The sequence below is a fragment of the Candidatus Fukatsuia symbiotica genome, from assembly GCF_003122425.1.
Classification (GTDB): domain Bacteria; phylum Pseudomonadota; class Gammaproteobacteria; order Enterobacterales; family Enterobacteriaceae; genus Fukatsuia; species Fukatsuia symbiotica.
This window is the reverse complement of record NZ_CP021659.1, coordinates 281,174-299,965: the sequence shown is the minus strand read 5'-3', so window position 1 is coordinate 299,965 and position 18,792 is coordinate 281,174. Positions and strand designations below refer to the sequence as shown.

Annotated in this window: 9 protein-coding genes, 2 tRNA genes, 3 rRNA genes and 1 pseudogene; 6 read left to right on the top strand and 9 right to left on the bottom strand. The window is 45.1% G+C overall.

Annotated features, from left to right (window positions below; translation table 11 throughout):
• Positions 1-33: 33 nt before the first annotated feature.
• From ybjG to gmhB, 7 genes are all read right to left on the bottom strand, one after another.
• Positions 34-639, bottom strand: coding sequence for an undecaprenyl-diphosphate phosphatase (gene ybjG, locus CCS41_RS01440; RefSeq protein WP_072551110.1), 606 nt, complete (start codon positions 637-639; stop codon positions 34-36).
• 474 nt (positions 640-1,113) lie between these two features.
• Positions 1,114-1,229, bottom strand: a 5S ribosomal RNA gene (gene rrf, locus CCS41_RS01435).
• Between the two features lie 70 nt (positions 1,230-1,299).
• A 23S ribosomal RNA gene (locus CCS41_RS01430) occupies positions 1,300-4,212 on the bottom strand.
• 172 nt (positions 4,213-4,384) lie between these two features.
• Positions 4,385-4,460 (bottom strand) — tRNA-Ala (locus CCS41_RS01425).
• A gap of 114 nt (positions 4,461-4,574) precedes the next feature.
• Positions 4,575-4,651: transfer RNA gene (locus CCS41_RS01420), tRNA-Ile, on the bottom strand.
• Between the two features lie 112 nt (positions 4,652-4,763).
• Positions 4,764-6,309 (bottom strand): 16S ribosomal RNA (locus CCS41_RS01415).
• The 16S, 23S and 5S rRNA genes sit together here with 2 tRNA genes alongside, the layout of an rRNA operon.
• A 432-nt stretch (positions 6,310-6,741) precedes the next feature.
• Positions 6,742-7,308 (bottom strand): D-glycero-beta-D-manno-heptose 1,7-bisphosphate 7-phosphatase, encoded by a 567-nt coding sequence (gene gmhB / locus CCS41_RS01410; RefSeq protein ID WP_072549920.1) that lies wholly within the window; start codon positions 7,306-7,308, stop codon positions 6,742-6,744.
• Between the two features lie 190 nt (positions 7,309-7,498).
• Between gmhB and metN the strand changes: the two genes are divergently transcribed.
• The 6 genes from metN to CCS41_RS01380 all read left to right on the top strand — a co-directional run bounded on the left by metN (position 7,499) and on the right by CCS41_RS01380 (position 16,479).
• Positions 7,499-8,530 carry a methionine ABC transporter ATP-binding protein MetN gene (metN, locus tag CCS41_RS01405; protein WP_072549921.1) on the top strand — a complete coding sequence of 344 codons (1,032 nt, stop codon included), beginning with the start codon at positions 7,499-7,501 and terminating at the stop codon, positions 8,528-8,530.
• Entirely contained in the window at positions 8,523-9,176 is a 654-nt protein-coding gene (locus CCS41_RS01400; protein ID WP_072549922.1) for a methionine ABC transporter permease MetI, read from the top strand. Before metN ends, CCS41_RS01400 begins: the two co-directional genes overlap by 8 nt.
• 223 nt (positions 9,177-9,399) lie before the next feature.
• Positions 9,400-10,215 carry a MetQ/NlpA family lipoprotein gene (locus tag CCS41_RS01395; RefSeq protein WP_072549923.1) on the top strand — a complete coding sequence of 272 codons (816 nt, stop codon included), beginning with the start codon at positions 9,400-9,402 and terminating at the stop codon, positions 10,213-10,215.
• Between the two features lie 226 nt (positions 10,216-10,441).
• Complete coding sequence (locus CCS41_RS01390; RefSeq protein WP_072549924.1) at positions 10,442-12,181, top strand: proline--tRNA ligase; 1,740 nt, start codon at positions 10,442-10,444, stop codon at positions 12,179-12,181.
• Positions 12,182-12,276: 95 nt separating this feature from the next.
• A complete protein-coding gene (gene waaA / locus CCS41_RS01385; RefSeq protein WP_072549925.1) occupies positions 12,277-13,554 on the top strand; it encodes a lipid IV(A) 3-deoxy-D-manno-octulosonic acid transferase in 1,278 nt (425 codons plus the stop codon).
• Positions 13,555-13,863: 309 nt separating this feature from the next.
• On the top strand, positions 13,864-16,479 hold the full coding sequence (locus CCS41_RS01380) for an autotransporter outer membrane beta-barrel domain-containing protein (protein ID WP_205411446.1): 2,616 nt from the start codon (positions 13,864-13,866) through the stop codon (positions 16,477-16,479).
• A gap of 8 nt (positions 16,480-16,487) precedes the next feature.
• Here the strand turns inward: CCS41_RS01380 and CCS41_RS01375 are convergent.
• Both CCS41_RS01375 and cyoE read right to left on the bottom strand, forming a co-directional pair.
• A pseudogene (locus CCS41_RS01375) lies at positions 16,488-17,875 on the bottom strand (MFS transporter).
• A gap of 19 nt (positions 17,876-17,894) precedes the next feature.
• Positions 17,895-18,782: a heme o synthase gene (gene cyoE / locus CCS41_RS01370; RefSeq protein ID WP_072549927.1), complete on the bottom strand. Its 888-nt coding sequence runs from the start codon at positions 18,780-18,782 to the stop codon at positions 17,895-17,897.
• Between the last annotated feature and the right edge of the window lie 10 nt (positions 18,783-18,792).

The window sequence follows — 18,792 nt, the reverse complement described above, 5'->3', positions numbered from 1 at the left end:
TTGCTGGTGATAGGATAGCCTCAACGATAGAATTTACGCTTTTATCCAGCCTTTACTAATAGGAAACGCAAAGCAGAAACGGTAGAACTTAAACAAATATTGAGTAATACAATCACCCAATAAATGCCATACCCCTTGTGACAATAAACAGCCCATAAGCCCAACGAAAAATGCACCCAGCATATCCAACGGCCAGTGAACACCGAGGTAGATCCGTGACCAAGCAATAGCCAATGCAATGATGATCAAACCCATGCCAGACCACAGCCTATGCCAAAATAAAAAAGCCAGTGCAAAAGTAAATATTGCGCTACCGTGGTTACTTGGAAAAGAGCTATCAGGAACATGAGCCAAAAAAATATAACCAAAACCTTCAACAAAAGGTCGTTCATGGGGTAGCAACCGGCCAATGACAGCAGAGAGTAACATCGAAAAAACTAAAGCAATAGCCGTTTTAATAACCAGTTGACGCTGTAATACCATGCTATTTGCTGTCCCCCATAACCACAGGCCAATCAATAACAAAGGGATAATGAAAATAGCATATCTAGCAAGTACAATGGCAAATGTAATCGTCTCAAAAGTAGACGCAGGAGTAGCATTGATCAAAGTAAAGAGAAAATGATTGAGTTGTTCCATTATTAACTCCATGGTTGTCGTCATAACAATGTTCATCAATAGACCTCTTGCATAATCTGCTGTGTGGTGTGAATTCGGTGTGACACGGTGCTCACAATCCGCACATACTCGTATGCTAACGAAGGTTACTGCACACCATGCGCCTTAACTTCACATAACGAACAACGATTTTACAAGAAGTCTAATTGAAACAAACGCTCTCATAAACTGTTCGCATTTCAGTCACTAAAGCAAAAACATTGCTTGTAGAGGAACACCGTACTACCACATACCGGTACCCCGCTCTCACCAACAAAGAGTGAGTAGACGTTGTCAAATAGTTTGACTAAAGTAAAAAACCAATATCAATGCACTAGTGAGTCGCATTGGTATTACAAAAAACTGAAGCCCTGCGTTTTCACACAGGGCTTCAGTTATCTTAGTATCTGTCCAATATAACCCTTTCGGATACCAACTACTACCTTAAAAATGGATGCCTGGCAGTGTCCTACTCTCGCATGGGGAAACCCCACACTACCATCGGCGCTACAATGTTTCACTTCTGAGTTCGGAATGGGATCAGGTGGGACCATCGCGCTAGGGCCGCCAGGCAAATTCTTTCTCTCAACATGTCTGCTTCTAGAAGCAAGCTGAATCAACATAAAACAACTTCGGTGTTGTAAGGTTAAGACTCCTGGGTCATTAGTACTGGTTAGCTCAATGCATCACTGCAATTACACACCCAGCCTATCTACGTCTTCGTCTTAAACGTCCCTTCGGAGATTACTATCTCTGGGAAGAATCATCTCGGGGCAAGTTTCCCGCTTAGATGCTTTCAGCGGTTATCTCTTCCGCATTTAGCTACCAGGCTATGCCATTGGCATGACAACCCGTACACCAGCGATGCGTCCACTCCGGTCCTCTCGTACTAGCAGCAGACCCCCTCAATCTTCCTACGCCCACGGCAGATAGGGACCGAACTGTCTCACGACGTTCTAAACCCAGCTCGCGTACCACTTTAAATGGCGAACAGCCATACCCTTGGGACCTACTTCAGCCCCAGGATGTGATGAGCCGACATCGAGGTGCCAAACACCGCCGTCGATATGAACTCTTGGGCGGTATCAGCCTGTTATCCCCGGAGTACCTTTTATCCGTTGAGCGATGGCCCTTCCATTCAGAACCACCGGATCACTAAGACCTACTTTCGTACCTGCTCGAGCCGTCACTCTCGCAGTCAAGCTAGCTTATGCCTTTGCACTATCCTCACGATGTCCGACCGTGATTAGCTAACCTTCGTGCTCCTCCGTTACGCTTTAGGAGGAGACCGCCCCAGTCAAACTACCCACCAGACACTGTCCTTGCGCCGGGTCACGGCGCTAAGTTAGAAAATCAAAAAATAAAGAGTGGTATTTCAACAACGGCTCCATGCAAACTGGCGTCCACATCTCGTCGCCTCCCACCTATCCTACACATTAGTTCTCAAGTCCCAGTGTCAAGCTATAGTAAAGGTTCACGGGGTCTTTCCGTCTTGCCGCGGGTACACTGCATCTTCACAGCGAGTTCAATTTCACTGAGTCTCGGGTGGAGACAGCCTGGCCATCATTACGCCATTCGTGCAGGTCGGAACTTACCCGACAAGGAATTTCGCTACCTTAGGACCGTTATAGTTACGGCCGCCGTTTACCGGGGCTTCGATCAAGCGCTTCTCCTCGCAGATTACACCATCAATTAACCTTCCGGCACCGGGCAGGCGTCACACCGTATACGTCCACTTGCGTGTTGGCACAGTGCTGTGTTTTTAATAAACAGTTGCAGCCAGCTGGTCTCTGCGACTCACATACGCTCAGCACGTTCTCAGTGCCTCACCTACATCAGCGTGCCTTCTCCCGAAGTTACGGCACCATTTTGCCTAGTTCCTTCACCCGAGTTCTCTCAAGCGCCTTAGTATGCTCTACCTGACCACCTGTGTCGGTTTCGGGTACGATCGTCTGTTACATCTCACTTAGTGGCTTTTCCTGGAAGCCGGGCATCTGTTACTTACGTACCTTACGTACCTCCTCATCTCGCCTCAAGATTGTGTGCCGCCGGATTTGCCTAACTGCACTCCCTACACGATTGAACCGGGTAAACCGTCTCCCGGATAACATAGCCTTCTCCGTCACCACTTCGTCATAACAAACTGTACAGGAATATTAACCTGTTGCCCATCGACTACGCTTTTCAGCCTCGCCTTAGGGGTCGACTCACCCTGCCTCGATTAACGTTGGACAGGAACCCTTGGTCTTTCGGCGAGCGGGTTTTTCACCCGCTTTATCGTTACTTATGTCAGCATTCGCACTTCTGATACCTCCAGTGAACATCTCTATTCACCTTCTGCGGCTTACAGAACGCTCCCCTACCCAACAGTCATTACATCTGTAATCACCACTGCCGCAGCTTCGGTGCATGGTTTAGCCCCGTTACATCTTCCGCGCAGGCCGACTCGACCAGTGAGCTATTACGCTTTCTTTTAATGATGGCTGCTTCTAAGCCAACATCCTGGCTGTCTTCGCCTTCCCACTTCGTTTCCCACTTAACCATGACTTCGGGACCTTAGCTGGCGGTCTGGGTTGTTGCCCTCTTCACGACGGACGTTAGCACCCGCCGTGTGTCTCCCGTGATATATTCTTCGGTATTCGCAGTTTGCATCGGGGTGGTAAGCCGGGATGGCCCCCTAGCCGAAACAGTGCTCTACCCCCGAAGATAATCTCACGAGGCGCTACCTAAATAGCTTTCGGGGAGAACCAGCTATCTCCCGGTTTGATTGGCCTTTCACCCCCAGCCACAAGTCATCCGCTCATTTTTCAACATAAGTCGGTTCGGTCCTCCAACGGGCGTTAACCTATCTTCAACCTGCTCATGGCTAGATCACCGGGTTTCGGGTCTATACCTTGCAACTCGTCGCCCTATTCAGACTCGGTTTCCCTACGGCTCCCCTAAACGGTTAACCTTGCTACAAAATATAAGTCGCTGACCCATTATACAAAAGGTACGCAGTCACCCTATTCAAGGCTCCCACTGCTTGTACGTACAGGGTTTCAGGGTCTCTTTCACTCCCCTCGCCGGGGTTCTTTTCGCCTTTCCCTCACGGTACTGGTTCACTATCGGTCAGTCAGGAGTATTTAGCCTTGGAGGATGGGCCCCCCGTCTTCAAACAGGATTTCTCGTGTCCCGCTCTACTCTTTGAGTGCAATGTCAGCGCATTTTTAGGTACGGGGCTATCACCCTTTATCGCCGACCTTTCCAGGTCATTCCCCTAACCACTCTTAACAATACACACTCTGGGCTGCTCCCCCCTCGCTCGCCGCTACTAGGGGAATCTCGGTTGATTTCTTTTCCTCGGGGTACTTAGATGTTTCAGTTCCCCCGGTTCGCCTCGTTAAACTATTTATTCATCTAACGATAGTGCAACTTATTGCACTGGGTTGCCCCATTCGGGGATCGTCGGCTCTCTCGCTTCATATCAGCTTACCGACGCTTTTCGCAGATTTGCACGCCCTTCTTCGCCTCTGACTGCCTAGGCATCCGCCCTGTACGCTTCATTACTTAACCTTACAACCCGAAATTGTCTTCGGGTACTGAGTTCTCACAACGACACACGCCTAATTTTCATCACGCATGACTTCATCGCCTCAGCTTCAGCTTGTTCCAGATTATTAAAGAGCAACTGTTCCACAATACATTTCCACCTTGCAGCATCAATATATTCTGAAACGGTTTTACATGGTGGAGCTAAGCGGGATCGAACCGCTGACCTCCTGCGTGCAAGGCAGGCGCTCTCCCAGCTGAGCTATAGCCCCATGCAACGTATAAAAAAAGCGACGACCTCATCGCAACAGCTCCCCAAGCAAAACGCAGAGACGTAACCCTTGATGGCACAATAAATACCATACTAACGCAACATCGGAGCCTGTTGGTGGGTCTGAGTGGACTTGAACCACCGACCTCACCCTTATCAGGGGTGCGCTCTAACCACCTGAGCTACAGACCCAACAAGGTACAAAACCAAACCAATTCCTTAGCTCGGCTCGCTTTTTCTATAAAAAACACTCATTACTTCATCAGACAATCTGTGTGGACACCACGCAATACCTATCTTCAGGTAAGGAGGTGATTCAACCGCAGGTTCCCCTACGGTTACCTTGTTACGACTTCACCCCAGTCATGGTTCACAAAGTGGTAAGCGCCATCCCAAAGGTTAAGCTACCTACTTCTTTTGCAAAACACTCCCATGGTGTGACGGGCGGTGTGTACAAGGCCCGGGAACGTATTCACCGTAGCATTCTGATCCACGATTACTAGCGATTCCGACTTCATGGAGTCGAGTTGCAGACTCCAATCCGGACTACGACGTACTTTATGAGGTCCGCTCACCCTCGCAGGCTCGCTTCTCTTTGTATACGCCATTGTAGCACGTGTGTAGCCCTACTCGTAAGGGCCATGATGACTTGACGTCATCCCCACCTTCCTCCGGTTTATCACCGGCAGTCTCTCTTGAGTTCCCACCTCTACGTGCTGGCAACAAAAGATAAGGGTTGCGCTCGTTGCGGGACTTAACCCAACATTTCACAACACGAGCTGACGACAGCCATGCAGCACCTGTCTCAAAGCTCCCCGAAGGGCACGTCAACATCTCTGTCGACTCCTCTGGATGTCAAGAGTAGGTAAGGTTCTTCGCGTTGCATCGAATTAAACCACATGCTCCACCGCTTGTGCGGGCCCCCGTCAATTCATTTGAGTTTTAACCTTGCGGCCGTACTCCCCAGGCGGTCGATTTAACGCGTTTGCTCCGCAAGCCACAGTTTATAACCACAACCTACAAATCGACATCGTTTACAGCGTGGACTACCAGGGTATCTAATCCTGTTTGCTACCCACGCTTTCGCACCTCAGCGTCAGTCTCTGTCCAGGGGGCCGCCTTCGCCACCGGTATTCCTCCAGATATCTACGCATTTCACCGCTACACCTGGAATTCTACCCCCTCTACAAAACTCTAGACTCTCAGTTTCAAATGCCGTTCCCAAGTGAAGCTCGGGGATTTCACATCTGACTTAAGAAACCGCCTACGTGCCCTTTACGCCCAGTAATTCCGATTAACGCTCGCACCCTCCGTATTACCGCGGCTGCTGGCACGGAGTTAGCCGGTGCTTCTTCTGCGAGTAACGTCCATTAGCAACACTCTTTGCATTGCTTCATTCCTCCTCGCTGAAAGTGCTTTACAACCCGAAGGCCTTCTTCACACACGCGGCATGGCTGCATCAGGCTTGCGCCCATTGTGCAATATTCCCCACTGCTGCCTCCCGTAGGAGTCTGGACCGTCTCTCAGTTCCAGTGTGGCTGGTTATCCTCTCAGACCAGCTAGGGATCGTCGCCTAGGGGAGCCATTACCTCTCCTACTAGCTAATCCCATCTGGGTTCATCTGATGGCGCGAGGCCCGGAGGTCCCCCGCTTTGGTCGCGTAACATCATGCGGTATTAGCTACCGTTTCCAGTAGTTATCCCCCTCCATCAGGCAGATCCCCAGACTTTACTCACCCGTCCGCCGCTCGCCGGCAAAGATAGCAAGCTACCTTCCCGATGCCGCTCGACTTGCATGTGTTAGGCCTGCCGCCAGCGTTCAATCTGAGCCATGATCAAACTCTTCAATTTTATTTACTGCTCTGCGCTTCAATATGAAATCAGCCTCAACCACTTTGCAGTAAAAAACAAAACGATCACGGATTCATACATTCTTCAGCACTTTATTCTTGCTTTTGCCCAGTCTTTTTCAAAACCAAGCGATAGCATATTGCCAGTGCCCACACAGATTGTCTGATTAATTGTTAAAGAGCAAGGCGTTGACCACTTATCGGTATCTATATCAACCGGCTATCTGTACAACGCGAGGGGGCGAATTCTACGCTTCCCTTGTCGAGAGTCAAGATTTTCTTGTCTTGAATTTCGTTCTATCGGATAAACTATTCAGCAAATCACTGCCGATCACCATTCCAATGAGGTGCGCATTATAGGGAGCTATTTAAGAATGGCAAGGGTTTATAACAAATTTTATTTTTTTTGTACTTACTTACAGGTAACGCCAAATTATTTATCTCTTTTTTTAATCACTGCAGGTAAATCGGCTAGACTGTCCAGCACCCAATCAGCGGCTGCTACAGCGGCTGTGGTCGTTTCTTTACCGCTTCTTAACAATACTTTAGTAGCAACATGCGCAGCCTGAGCCGCCTGCATGTCTTCGATTGTATCTCCAACCATGTAAGAAGCCGCCATATCGATGTGTAGCTCGTTTTTCGCCTGCAGTAACATACCGGGTAATGGTTTACGACAATCGCAAAGCTGACGGTATTTATCTTCACGGCCTTCGGGATGATGAGGGCAGAAATAGATGCCATCAAGATCTACACCACGATCAGCTAATGACCAGTCCATCCACTCGGTCAAGGTTATAAACTGTGCTTCCGTAAATTTTTTCCTAGCAATGCCAGATTGATTAGTCACCAGCACCAAAGCAAATCCCATTGCCTTTAATTCACAGCAGGCATCAATTACACCTTCTATAAACTGAAAATTATCAATTTTATATACGTACCCGTGATCGATATTTATAGTACCGTCCCGATCTAAAAATATCGCTGGAACAGATTGGATCATTTAGTGGTCCCCTGATATAAAGTTAATTTGGCCAGTATCGCATTATTTATTGATTATTGGGCATTCAAAAGAAATAGTGTTACCCGTTGACTTAGCCATCTAGACGCCTTAACATCCAATTTGGATGTCGATTACATTCAATTTTATTTTTTATCTCTCCAGCAAACTTCATAGTTAAAATAAGAATAATATGATTAGACTTTCTCACATCAGCAAAGTATTCAAACAGGAAGCGAACACGATTAATGCACTCTCTGACGTCAGCTTGCATGTTCCTACTGGACAGGTCTATGGCGTTATTGGTGCTTCTGGAGCAGGAAAGAGCACCTTGATTCGCTGTGCAAACATGTTGGAGCGCCCTACTAGCGGTCGGGTATTGATTGATGGGCAAGATCTTACCCAGTTATCCGCGGGGCAACTGACAAAGGTTCGACGTCAAATCGGGATGATTTTTCAACATTTTAATTTGCTTTCTTGCCGTACCGTTTTCAATAATATCGCCTTACCATTAGAATTGGACAGTTTGCCTTGCACTGAGATAAAAAGAAGAGTGAGCAAATTACTAGATTTGGTTGGATTGATAGATAAACAAAATGCTTATCCGACTAACCTTTCTGGTGGGCAAAAACAGCGTGTAGCCATTGCTCGTGCTTTAGCAAGTAATCCTAAGGTTCTATTATGCGATGAGGCCACTAGCGCCTTAGATCCTGCAACAACCCGTTCTATTCTAGAATTATTAAAAGATATTAACCGCCGTTTAGGATTAACCATTCTGTTAATTACTCATGAAATGGATGTAGTAAAGCGTATTTGTGATCAAGTTGCCGTGATCAGTGCAGGTAAATTAATTGAACAAGGTAGCGTCAGCAAGATATTCTCTCACCCCAAAACACCTTTGGCACAACAATTTATCCAGTCAACGTTACATCTAGATATCCCCGATGATTACAAACAACGCATGAGCGTACAGCCAGCACCAAGCCGTGTTCCCTTATTGAAACTGGAGTTTACTGGTCAATCCGTTGATGCACCATTAATTTCACAGGTGGTACGTCGCTTTAATATCGATATTAGTATTCTCAGTTCGCAAATGGATTATGCTGGCGGGGTTAAATTTGGTGTTATGCTAGTTGAAATGCACGGTGAAGAGCAAAGTAGATTGGCCGCCATCACATTTTTGCAACATCATCATGTAAAAGTCGAGGTTTTAGGTTATGTCTGAAGCAATGATTTGGTTATTGGGCCGAGGCATTTGGGAGACGCTGATGATGACCTTCGTTTCCGGTTTTTTTGGTTTTGTTATCGGATTACCCATTGGCGTATTGCTGTATGTGACTCGCCCGGGGCAAATTATCTCGAATACTACGTTGTATAAATTACTATCCGCACTGGTCAATATTTTCCGTTCTATACCTTTTATCATTTTATTGGTATGGATGATCCCTTTTACTCGTTTGCTGATTGGTACTTCTATTGGTCTACAGGCCGCTATTGTGCCTTTAACCGTAAGTGCTGCTCCCTTCATTGCACGTATGGTCGAGAATGCCATGTTGGAAATCCCATCCGGTTTAATTGAAGCAGCTCGAGCGATGGGAGCCACACCATTACAGATTATCAACAAGGTGTTACTACCTGAAGCGCTACCTAGTTTAGTCAATACAGCAACCATTACTTTAATTACTCTGGTTGGTTATTCCGCTATGGGAGGAGCTGTCGGTGCTGGAGGGCTGGGTCAGATCGGTTATCAATATGGATACATCGGTTATAACGCCACTGTAATGAATACTGTATTAATCTTGTTAGTCACTTTGGTCTATCTGATGCAATTTGTTGGCAATTACATCGTTAACGCCTTAAACCATAAATAGCATCGTTAACTTTAAACACCTGTTCAAAATCGTCGTAAGCGACGCTCAAACGAGGAAGAAATTAACGAAAAAGTGCTGTTACCTTGTATGTAGTGGAAAGCATCAATGAGCATGTTGGGCACATTTTTGACGAAATATCGGAGAGCACCACAGATTTCGAACAGGTTCTAAGATCGTATTGATCCCTAACCTACATCAACTTATGTCAAATGGAGAAAAATCCATGTCTATAAAATTAAAATCTGTCACAGCAATCAGCATATTAATCGGTTCTTTGGTTCTTGTGGCCTGTGGACAAAAAGAAAAAGATCCCAACAGCATTAAGGTCGGCGTTATCAGTGGTTCTGAGCAGCAGGTAGCGGAAGTCGCTAAAAAGGTGGCTAAGGATAAATACGGTCTGAATGTAGAACTTGTGGTTTTTAATGATTATGTTTTACCCAATGAAGCACTCAGCCAGGACGATATCGACGCTAATGCTTTCCAACATAAACCTTATCTGGATCAACAAATTAAAGATCGAGGTTATAAACTGGTTGCGGTTGGTCATACTTTTGTTTACCCCATTGCTGGTTACTCAAAAAAAATCAAATCACTGGATGAGCTACAATCTGGTTCACAAATAGCGCTGCCTAATGATCCCACGAATCTCGGTCGTGCCTTATTACTGTTGCAAAAACAAGGTTTACTAAAACTCACAAACGACGTTGGCCTGCTTCCTACTGTTTTAGATGTGATTGATAATCCTAAAAATCTAAAACTCGTCGAATTGGAAGCTCCTCAGTTACCACGTTCTCTCGATGATCAGCAAATTGCCTTAGCGGTCATTAATAGCACTTACGCTAGCCAGATTAATCTAACACCGGCTAAAGATGGTTTGTTTGTCGAAGATAAAGATTCACCCTATGTTAATTTGATTGTCGCTCGTGCAGATAACAAAGAGGCAGAAAATGTGAAAAAATTTGTCCAGGCCTATCAATCTGACGAGGTATTCACTGCGGCTAATAAAATCTTTAACGGCGGTGCAGTAAAGGGCTGGTGAACGTCACTCACGACGATTTCGACCAGAATCAACAATTTTTATGTTTAATTATCAGACTTCTTGTAAAACCGGAGCGAATGCTGTGAGGTCAAGGCACCTGGAGCGCAGCGACCGCAGTGTACAGACGAGTACATGAGAATTGCGAGCACCACGTAACACAGAATGCGCAGCACGTAACCGGTTTTGCAAGAAGTCTATTTTTAGTTTTTATGGAAACCAACACATCATGCGTACCAGCCGATATCTACTTGCTACACTGAAGGAAACTCCTGCCGATGCTGAAATCATCAGCCACCAGATGATGCTGCGCGCCGGCATGATCCGTCAACTGGCTTCAGGGCTTTATACTTGGCTGCCAACCGGTATCCGGGTGTTGAAAAAGGTCGAAAATATTGTACGTGAAGAGATGAATAAGGCGGGTGCGATCGAAGTTTCCATGCCCATGGTACAACCGGCAAGTCTCTGGCAAGAAACCGGACGTTGGCAACAATATGGTGCTGAGCTGCTGCGTTTTGTTGATCGTAATGAACGGCATTTCGTACTCGGCCCTACCCACGAAGAGGTGATCACCGATTTCATTCGTAATGGTATTCGCTCGTATAAACAATTACCCCTTAACCTTTTTCAAATTCAAACCAAGTTCCGTGATGAAGTACGGCCACGTTTTGGCGTAATGCGCGCTCGTGAATTCCTGATGAAAGATGCTTACTCTTTCCATACCACGAAAGCATCCTTGCAAGAAACTTACAACGCCATGTACGCCGCATACAGTAAAATTTTTACTCGTATCGGCTTGGATTTCCGTGCGGTACTGGCCGATACCGGTTCGATTGGTGGTAGCACTTCTCACGAGTTTCAGGTATTGGCGGACAGTGGTGAGGATGATATCGTTTTCTCAACCGAATCCAATTTCGCGGCAAATATTGAACTGGCTGAAGCAGTAGCACCAACGCAGACACGGGCAGTCGCTACTGAAGACTTGCGTATTGTTGACACACCACATGTAAAAATCATCACCGACCTGGTAACGCAGTTCAAAATGCCAATCGAGAAAACAGTAAAAACGCTCTTCGTACGCGCACATGAAACGGAAGCAAACGGGCATAAACTGATTGCGTTGTTGCTACGTGGTGATCATCAACTCAATACAATAAAAGCAGAGAAACTGCCTCAGGTTGCCGTTCCACTCACTTTTGCCAGTGAGCAAGAGATCCACGAATGGGTAAATGCAAAACCGGGTTCTTTGGGGCCAATTAATCTGGCATCCTCGTCCATTGTCGTCGACCGCACTGTTGCTGTGATGAGTGATTTTAGTGCGGGGGCTAATATTGATGGTAAACATTATTTTGGTATCAATTGGGATCGTGATTTGCCGCTACCACAGGTGGCTGATATCCGTAACGTGCAAGAAGGTGATGCCAGCCCTGATGGGCAAGGAACCTTGCAGATTAAACGCGGCATCGAAGTCGGCCATATCTTTCAACTGGGCAATAAATACTCAGAAGCGATGAAAGCGACGCTACAATGTGAAGATTGCACTAATCAAGTGATAACAATGGGTTGCTATGGTATTGGTGTGTCCCGTGTGGTTGCTGCTACTATTGAGCAACACCACGATGATCGTGGCATTATTTGGCCGGATGCGATTGCTCCATTTCAAATCGCTATCATACCAATCATCAATATACACACTTCTTCTCGGGTGAAAGAATTCGCGGAACAATTGTATGAAACCTTAGTTAATCAAGGTATCGAGGTTATTATCGATGACCGTCAAGAACGGCCAGGTGTGATGTTTGCCGATATGGAATTGATTGGCATACCACATCACGTAGTGATTAGTGATCGCACTTTAGAGAAGGAAGAAGTGGAATATAAAAATCGCAGTGCCCATAAAAAAGATAAGCCAGAAATGATATCAAGCAGTGAGATTGTCGATTTTATAATCAAAAAAATCAAACAATAGTGCCTTAAAATGATACGACTTTATCTACACAGGTTAATTAAGATATTGCTGCATGTTAACGGCATACCACAATCGACAGCTTCGCAAGGAACCTCATGTTACTGCGTTTATATCAGATACTGTTTTACCTTATTCAACCATTAATCTGGCTACGTCTGCTATTACGTAGCCGTAAAGCTCCCGCTTACCGTCAGCGCTGGGGGGAACGTTATGGTTTTTGTGCCGGTAAGGTAGCGGCTAAGGGCATTTTGCTGCATTCCGTTTCAGTGGGTGAAACACTGGCAGCTATTCCGTTGATCAAAGCCTTGCGTCATCATTACCCTGATATGCCGATTACAGTGACCACCATGACCCCCACAGGGTCTGAACGGGTAAAATCCGCTTTGAATAACGAAGTTCATCACGTCTATTTACCCTATGATCTTCCTTGTGCCGTAAACCGTTTTCTTAATCAACTTAATCCCCATTTAGTGATTATTATGGAGACTGAGTTATGGCCAACACTCATTCATGCGTTGCATCGCCGATCTATCCCGTTAGTCATTGCCAACGCACGTCTTTCGGCGCGTTCAGCGGCGCGTTATCAGAAACTAGGCCATTTTATTCGTCAGATGCTGCAACGTATTACCTTGATTGCCGCACAACATCATGAAGATGGAGAACGTCTTATCTCCCTGGGATTGAAGCGCTGCCAACTTAGCGTCACAGGTAGCCTGAAATTTGATATTGCCATCACACCCGAGCTAGCCACTCGTGCCGCTACTTTACGCAGCCAATGGGCGTCACATCGACCAGTATGGATAGCCACCAGTACCCACGATGGTGAAGAAACCCTATTATTGGCCGCGTATCGTAAATTGTTGTCAACACATCCAACCCTATTACTGATTTTGGTACCACGGCATCCTGAACGTTTTCCCACAGCAATAGAACTAGTACAAAAAGCCGGTTTAAATTATATGCTACGTAGCCGTGGTGAAATCCCCTCAGCCAGTACTCAAGTGGTTATCGGCGATACCATGGGTGAACTCATGCTATTGTATGGCATCGCCGATATCGCTTTTGTCGGGGGAAGTCTAGTAAAACACGGTGGACATAATCCATTAGAAGCCGCCGCCCATTCCATACCCATCCTTATGGGATCACATACTTTTAATTTTAAAGAGATTTGTGCCAAGCTGACAAAAGCGAAAGGGCTGATTACCGTCACTGATACCCTATCGTTAGTACAGAAAATGAACTTTTTACTCAATGATAAAAATCGCCTTTTTTATCACGGCCAGCAAGCTGTTGACGTTCTGTATAAAAATCAGGGAGCATTGCAGCGTTTATTACATTTGCTAGTCCCTTATTTACGCCCGCATAACCATTAGACTTCTTGCAAAACCTACTATGTGCTGCGAATTTTGTGTTATAGGGTGCTCGTGATCCTCATGTACTTGTAGCGTGAAATTACTGCGCTCCAGATACCTTGACTTCACAGCACTCGCTACGGTTTTGCAAGAAGTCTATTAAACTTTTGACAAACATATTCTATTTCTATCCATTCATGGCCGATTATAACAAGTTTGCCATTCAGATTTAAATTTGCATTTTCACGCATTTTTTACCATCTATTTAATAACGGTAAAAAAAACGGGCGTTTGTGTCGTTTATATGAAATATATTTTTTTATAAATGGGATGCTTATGAGAAGCCCAAATCTTGGATTATTCAATTTTTCTATTATCGCAACCTTGAGTGGTCTATCCTTCTCTGTGGTGGCAAACACCGGTAATGTAGAAAATACGATTATTACTTCACCAATGGTAACAGGATGCATGCTGAAGACTGATAACTCAAGTGTTACTGTGGATTCATCAGGATCGATATCCATCATTTCAAATACTAATAGAACCAGCCAGGGAGTGGGTATATTAGCAACAGGCGATACCACTTTTGGCAAAATAATCAATCATGGAAAAATAATGGGAGCAGGACAAAGTAGAGGTATTGAGATTGAAGAAGGTGCAACAGTCAATGCTATAATCAATACAGGAGAAATAACGACCGAGGGGCATGGTATTGAATTAGGTTTTAATAATAGCCTCGCTACTGTTAATCGAGGAACGGAAGAATTCGGTATTTATAATAGTGGATTAATAAAAACATCAAGAAGTATTTGGAGCGATGAATCAGGAATACGCATTCATAATCAATCTAAACTTGATGGCCTTTTTAATTCTGGGACCATCTCTGGATATCAGCACGCTATTTTTGTCAGCGATACCGAGGGTACCATCAATAATAATATTGTTAATAATGGTAGTCTCTCAGGCGAGTCACTCCATGGAATATATAATATCGGTAAAATTGATGGCATTATCAATCAAAACTCCATTGCAGGTAAAATGGATGGTGTCAGAAATGAAGGAAGAATAAAAAACATTAATAATAGCGGAAGTATCACCGGTGAGCAGACAGGTATAACCAACGAGGGTACTGTTGATTCCATTGTGAATACCGGTACTGTTGGCAGCACCCGTTATGCCATTAACAATACGGGTACAATTACTGACAGTATAGATAATTACGGAAGATTAAATGGGAATGTTGAATTATCTCATGCTACCCTTAATCTGCTGCGTAACGCTTCTGTTTCAGGCATCATTAACGGTAATAGTGGATCGGCCATTACCGTCGGCACAAACGTACTACCAACGAATTATACTGCCAATGATCATGCCTCCGTTGGCAAGGTTTCTGTTACCTCTGACAGTGTTCTGACATTAGGAAAAGAGATAATCTGGTCTGCTAACGGTGCAGATGGCATCACTATCGATGGTGACCTTCTCTTGAATGAACAAAGTACTTTAAGAGGGAATAGCACGAATAATAACAAAATTTTTCTGATAGGCCATTCAGCGAATATTGACGGTAACCTAATGAATAATAGATCCCTTATCCTCAATCCTCATACTGTCAGTACAGGAAATACGTTAAACATCACTAGAAATTATACCGGAGAAACTGACAGTACTCTTTTTTTAGCAACTGTTCTCGGTGATGATAATTCTTTAACAGATAAACTGATCATCGACGGAGATGCAAACGGTACTACTACCGTACATATTACCAATATCAAGGGTAAAGGTGCTCAAACTCAAAATGGAATTGAAATTATAAAAATTAATGGCGCTTCCAATGCTATTTTTTTGCCAGGAGGGCGTATTGTTGCTGGCTCCTACGATTATAACCTGGTGAAAAAAAATGCTAATTGGTATTTAACCAGCACTGATACCACAGAACCGAAGATTAATCCCGTCGAGCCGGAAATTAATGAGCCAATAAAAGAGCCAATATTAAGACCTGAAGTCGGTGGTTATCTGAATAATATTACAATAGCTAATACCATGTTTAATATGCGCTTGCATGAACGTCTCGGTGAAATGCAATACACGGATTTTTTGGGTAGTAAAGAAAAGATCACCAACCTGTGGTTTCGTAGCACTGGGGGGCGTAGCCTTTATTCCGATAAAAGTGGGCAAATTAGCACTCAAGCCGATCGTTATGTTTTTCAGATAGGCGCGGATATTGCACAGTGGAGTTCTGATGGTGATGATCGCTTGCACTTGGGCATTATGGCCGGGCATGGCAATAACAGTGCATCTGCCCTGTCAAAGGTGACAGGCTACCAAGCGAAAGGAGGAATCGAAGGTTACAGTACGGGGCTATACACCACTTGGTACGCCAATCAGCAAGATAAATCCGGCCCGTATCTGGACAGTTGGGTTCTTTGGAATTGGTTTAATAACTATATTAGTGGTCATGGATTGCCAAGAGAAAATTATAGAAGCAAAGGGATCACAGCCTCACTGGAAACCGGATATAGCTTTCACATTGCAGAGGTAGGGATACACAGTTACTGGTTACAACCTCAAGCTCAAATTATCTGGATGAACGTTAAAGGCAATACACACTATGAAGCTAACGGAACCCGTATTACACATTCAGGGCAAGGTGATATCCAGCTACGCCTTGGTACGCGTGTTTATATGCGTGCTCATCATGATGTTACACGTGGCCAATTCCAGCCTTTCATTGAAGCGAACTGGTTTAATAACAGTCAAAAGCAGAGGGTTTCCATGGATGGCCTGAATAACAATATTGTGGGAAGCAAAAATAGTGGAGAACTGAGGATCGGAGTGGAAGGATATACTCCTACAGGCACCCAAATATGGGGTTCTTTTGGACAGCAGTGGGGCAACTATAACTATAAAGATACGCAGGTCATTCTCGGGATAAAATACAGTTTTTGAAAATGAATTCATAGCACTCGCTGCGGTTTTGCAAGAAATCTATTAGCTAATTGTTCTAATTGATGGCGAGTCGTTTGTCTTGTATCCACCTTCACGTAGACACTTTGTTCTGCTCTCACCACCACTGCTTCAGTGACGCCAGGCTGATTTCTGAAGCGTTTTTCCAAGGTCGTATCTTTCATGGCTGCTGCAGAAAGTACAATACGCAGGCTACTGACATAGGGCGGTTCTTGCATGGTACAACTGACAGTAAACCATAGTAAGGCGATAATCGCACCACTCGCAAACACCGTTCCAGCCCCAGCAATCCCGAATATCCAGCCCCCCAAACTGCCACCGACAGCCACACCAATAAATTGGCTGGTAGAGTAGACTCCCATGGCCGTACCTTTGTAACCAGCAGGAGATTCTTTGCTTATCAGTGAGGGTAAAATAGCTTCCATCACGTTGAAAGCAATAAAGAACAGTTGCATACCGATAATAATTAGCCAAAGATGCTGCCTGGCACCCCAGAGTACGATCTCGGCAATCAGGAGTATAGCTACGCAGCTGATAAAAACCCGCCTCATATGTCGTTTAGTTTCAGCATAAATAATAAAAGGTACCACCGTCGCGAAAGAAATCAACATGGTTATCAAATAAACATATCCATGTTGCTTAGGCACCAATCCGGCGCTTTCCATCACATGTGGCAAGGCAATAAAACTCGACATCAATAAAATATGCAGGCACATAATACCGAAATTCAGTTTTAGTAACCGACGGTTGTTAAGCACTTTAGTGATACTACCTTTGACGATACTTGCTTCTCGATTGAGAACATGGACACTGGTCGCAGGAACGACAGTTAGGGTAATGATAATGCCAAGTAGGGCGAGTAGGGCAATACTCCCAAACAGGGTATGTAGGCCGAAAGCATGGGTAATCATGGGGCCAAGAAGCATAGCAATAGCAAAAGTAATACCAAAGCTGATACCGATAAGTGCCATCGCTTTAGTCCGATTTTGTTCGCGGGTCAGATCAGAGAGTAACGCCATCACTGCCGCTGCGATTGCGCCAGAACCTTGCAATGCACGCCCTAGTATAATGCCCCAGATAGAATCGCTTAATGCCGCAATGATACTGCCAAGTGTGAAAACCAGTAGCCCAAAGACGATCAGAGGTTTACGACCGATACGATCAGAGATCAATCCAAAAGGGATTTGAAAGATCGCCTGAGTGAAGCCGTAGATACCGATAGCAATGCCGATAAGTGCTTCGCTGGCACCGTTCAGCGCCATACCATAGGTAGTGATAACCGGCAAAACCATAAACATGCCGAGCATACGCAGTGAAAAAACAATTCCTAGCCCCAGGTGGCACGTAGCTCTAGCGACGTCATTTTATTATCGTTCATGGGGTTCACAAGAAATTTATTAGCTGACATTAACCAGTAATGCGGTAGAAGCAGTTACATTGAAATCGACAGACATCATGATGCTGAGTGAGGTAATCGCAATTATCGAAAAAATAAACAGTTTTTTTGCCCATATACCATCATTGCCTGTTTTATAACCTCGCAATGCCATGCCCAACCACCAAAGGCTCACGGCAGCAGCCACAAAAAGATAGCTATACCCCGCGTAGCCACTTAATGTCAGCATTAAAGTAGCTAGCATAAATGCCAAAATATAGAGTGTGATATGGTTTTTAGTGACAGCGATGCCTTTGATTACCGGTAAAACGGGAATATTTGCTGCCTGATAATCCTTGAAGCGAAAAATAGCAATCGCGTAGGAATGTGGCATTTGCCACAAACTAAAAATCGACAATAGGATAAAAGCACCGGTATCAAGTTTGCCAGTGACGGCACAATAACCAATAACAGGAGGAGCCGCACCCGATAGACTACCGATCAGCGTGCCGTAGACTGAATGACGTTTCATGTAAAGGCTATAGACCACAACATAGATGACAAAACCCATCACTGCCAACACCATTGCTAATACATTAGCCACAAAATAGAGTAATAGCATACCGGCAATACCCAGTGCTGAGGCATAGATCAGGCTTGTCTTCGCATCGATCAGACCCATCACCAAAACGCGGTTCTTCGTCCTTTCCATGATGCCATCAATATCACGGTCAATATAATTATTAAATACACAACCGGAGGCAACCACTAAGGAGACACCAAGAAGCGTCGAGAGAAATAGAGGATAATCAATCACGCCCTTGGCTGCGAGGAGAAATCCTCCGATGACAGAAATTAAATTGCCAAAGATAATGCCTGGTTTAGTAACCTGCAAGTATTGCTTAATCATCAGAGGCTAC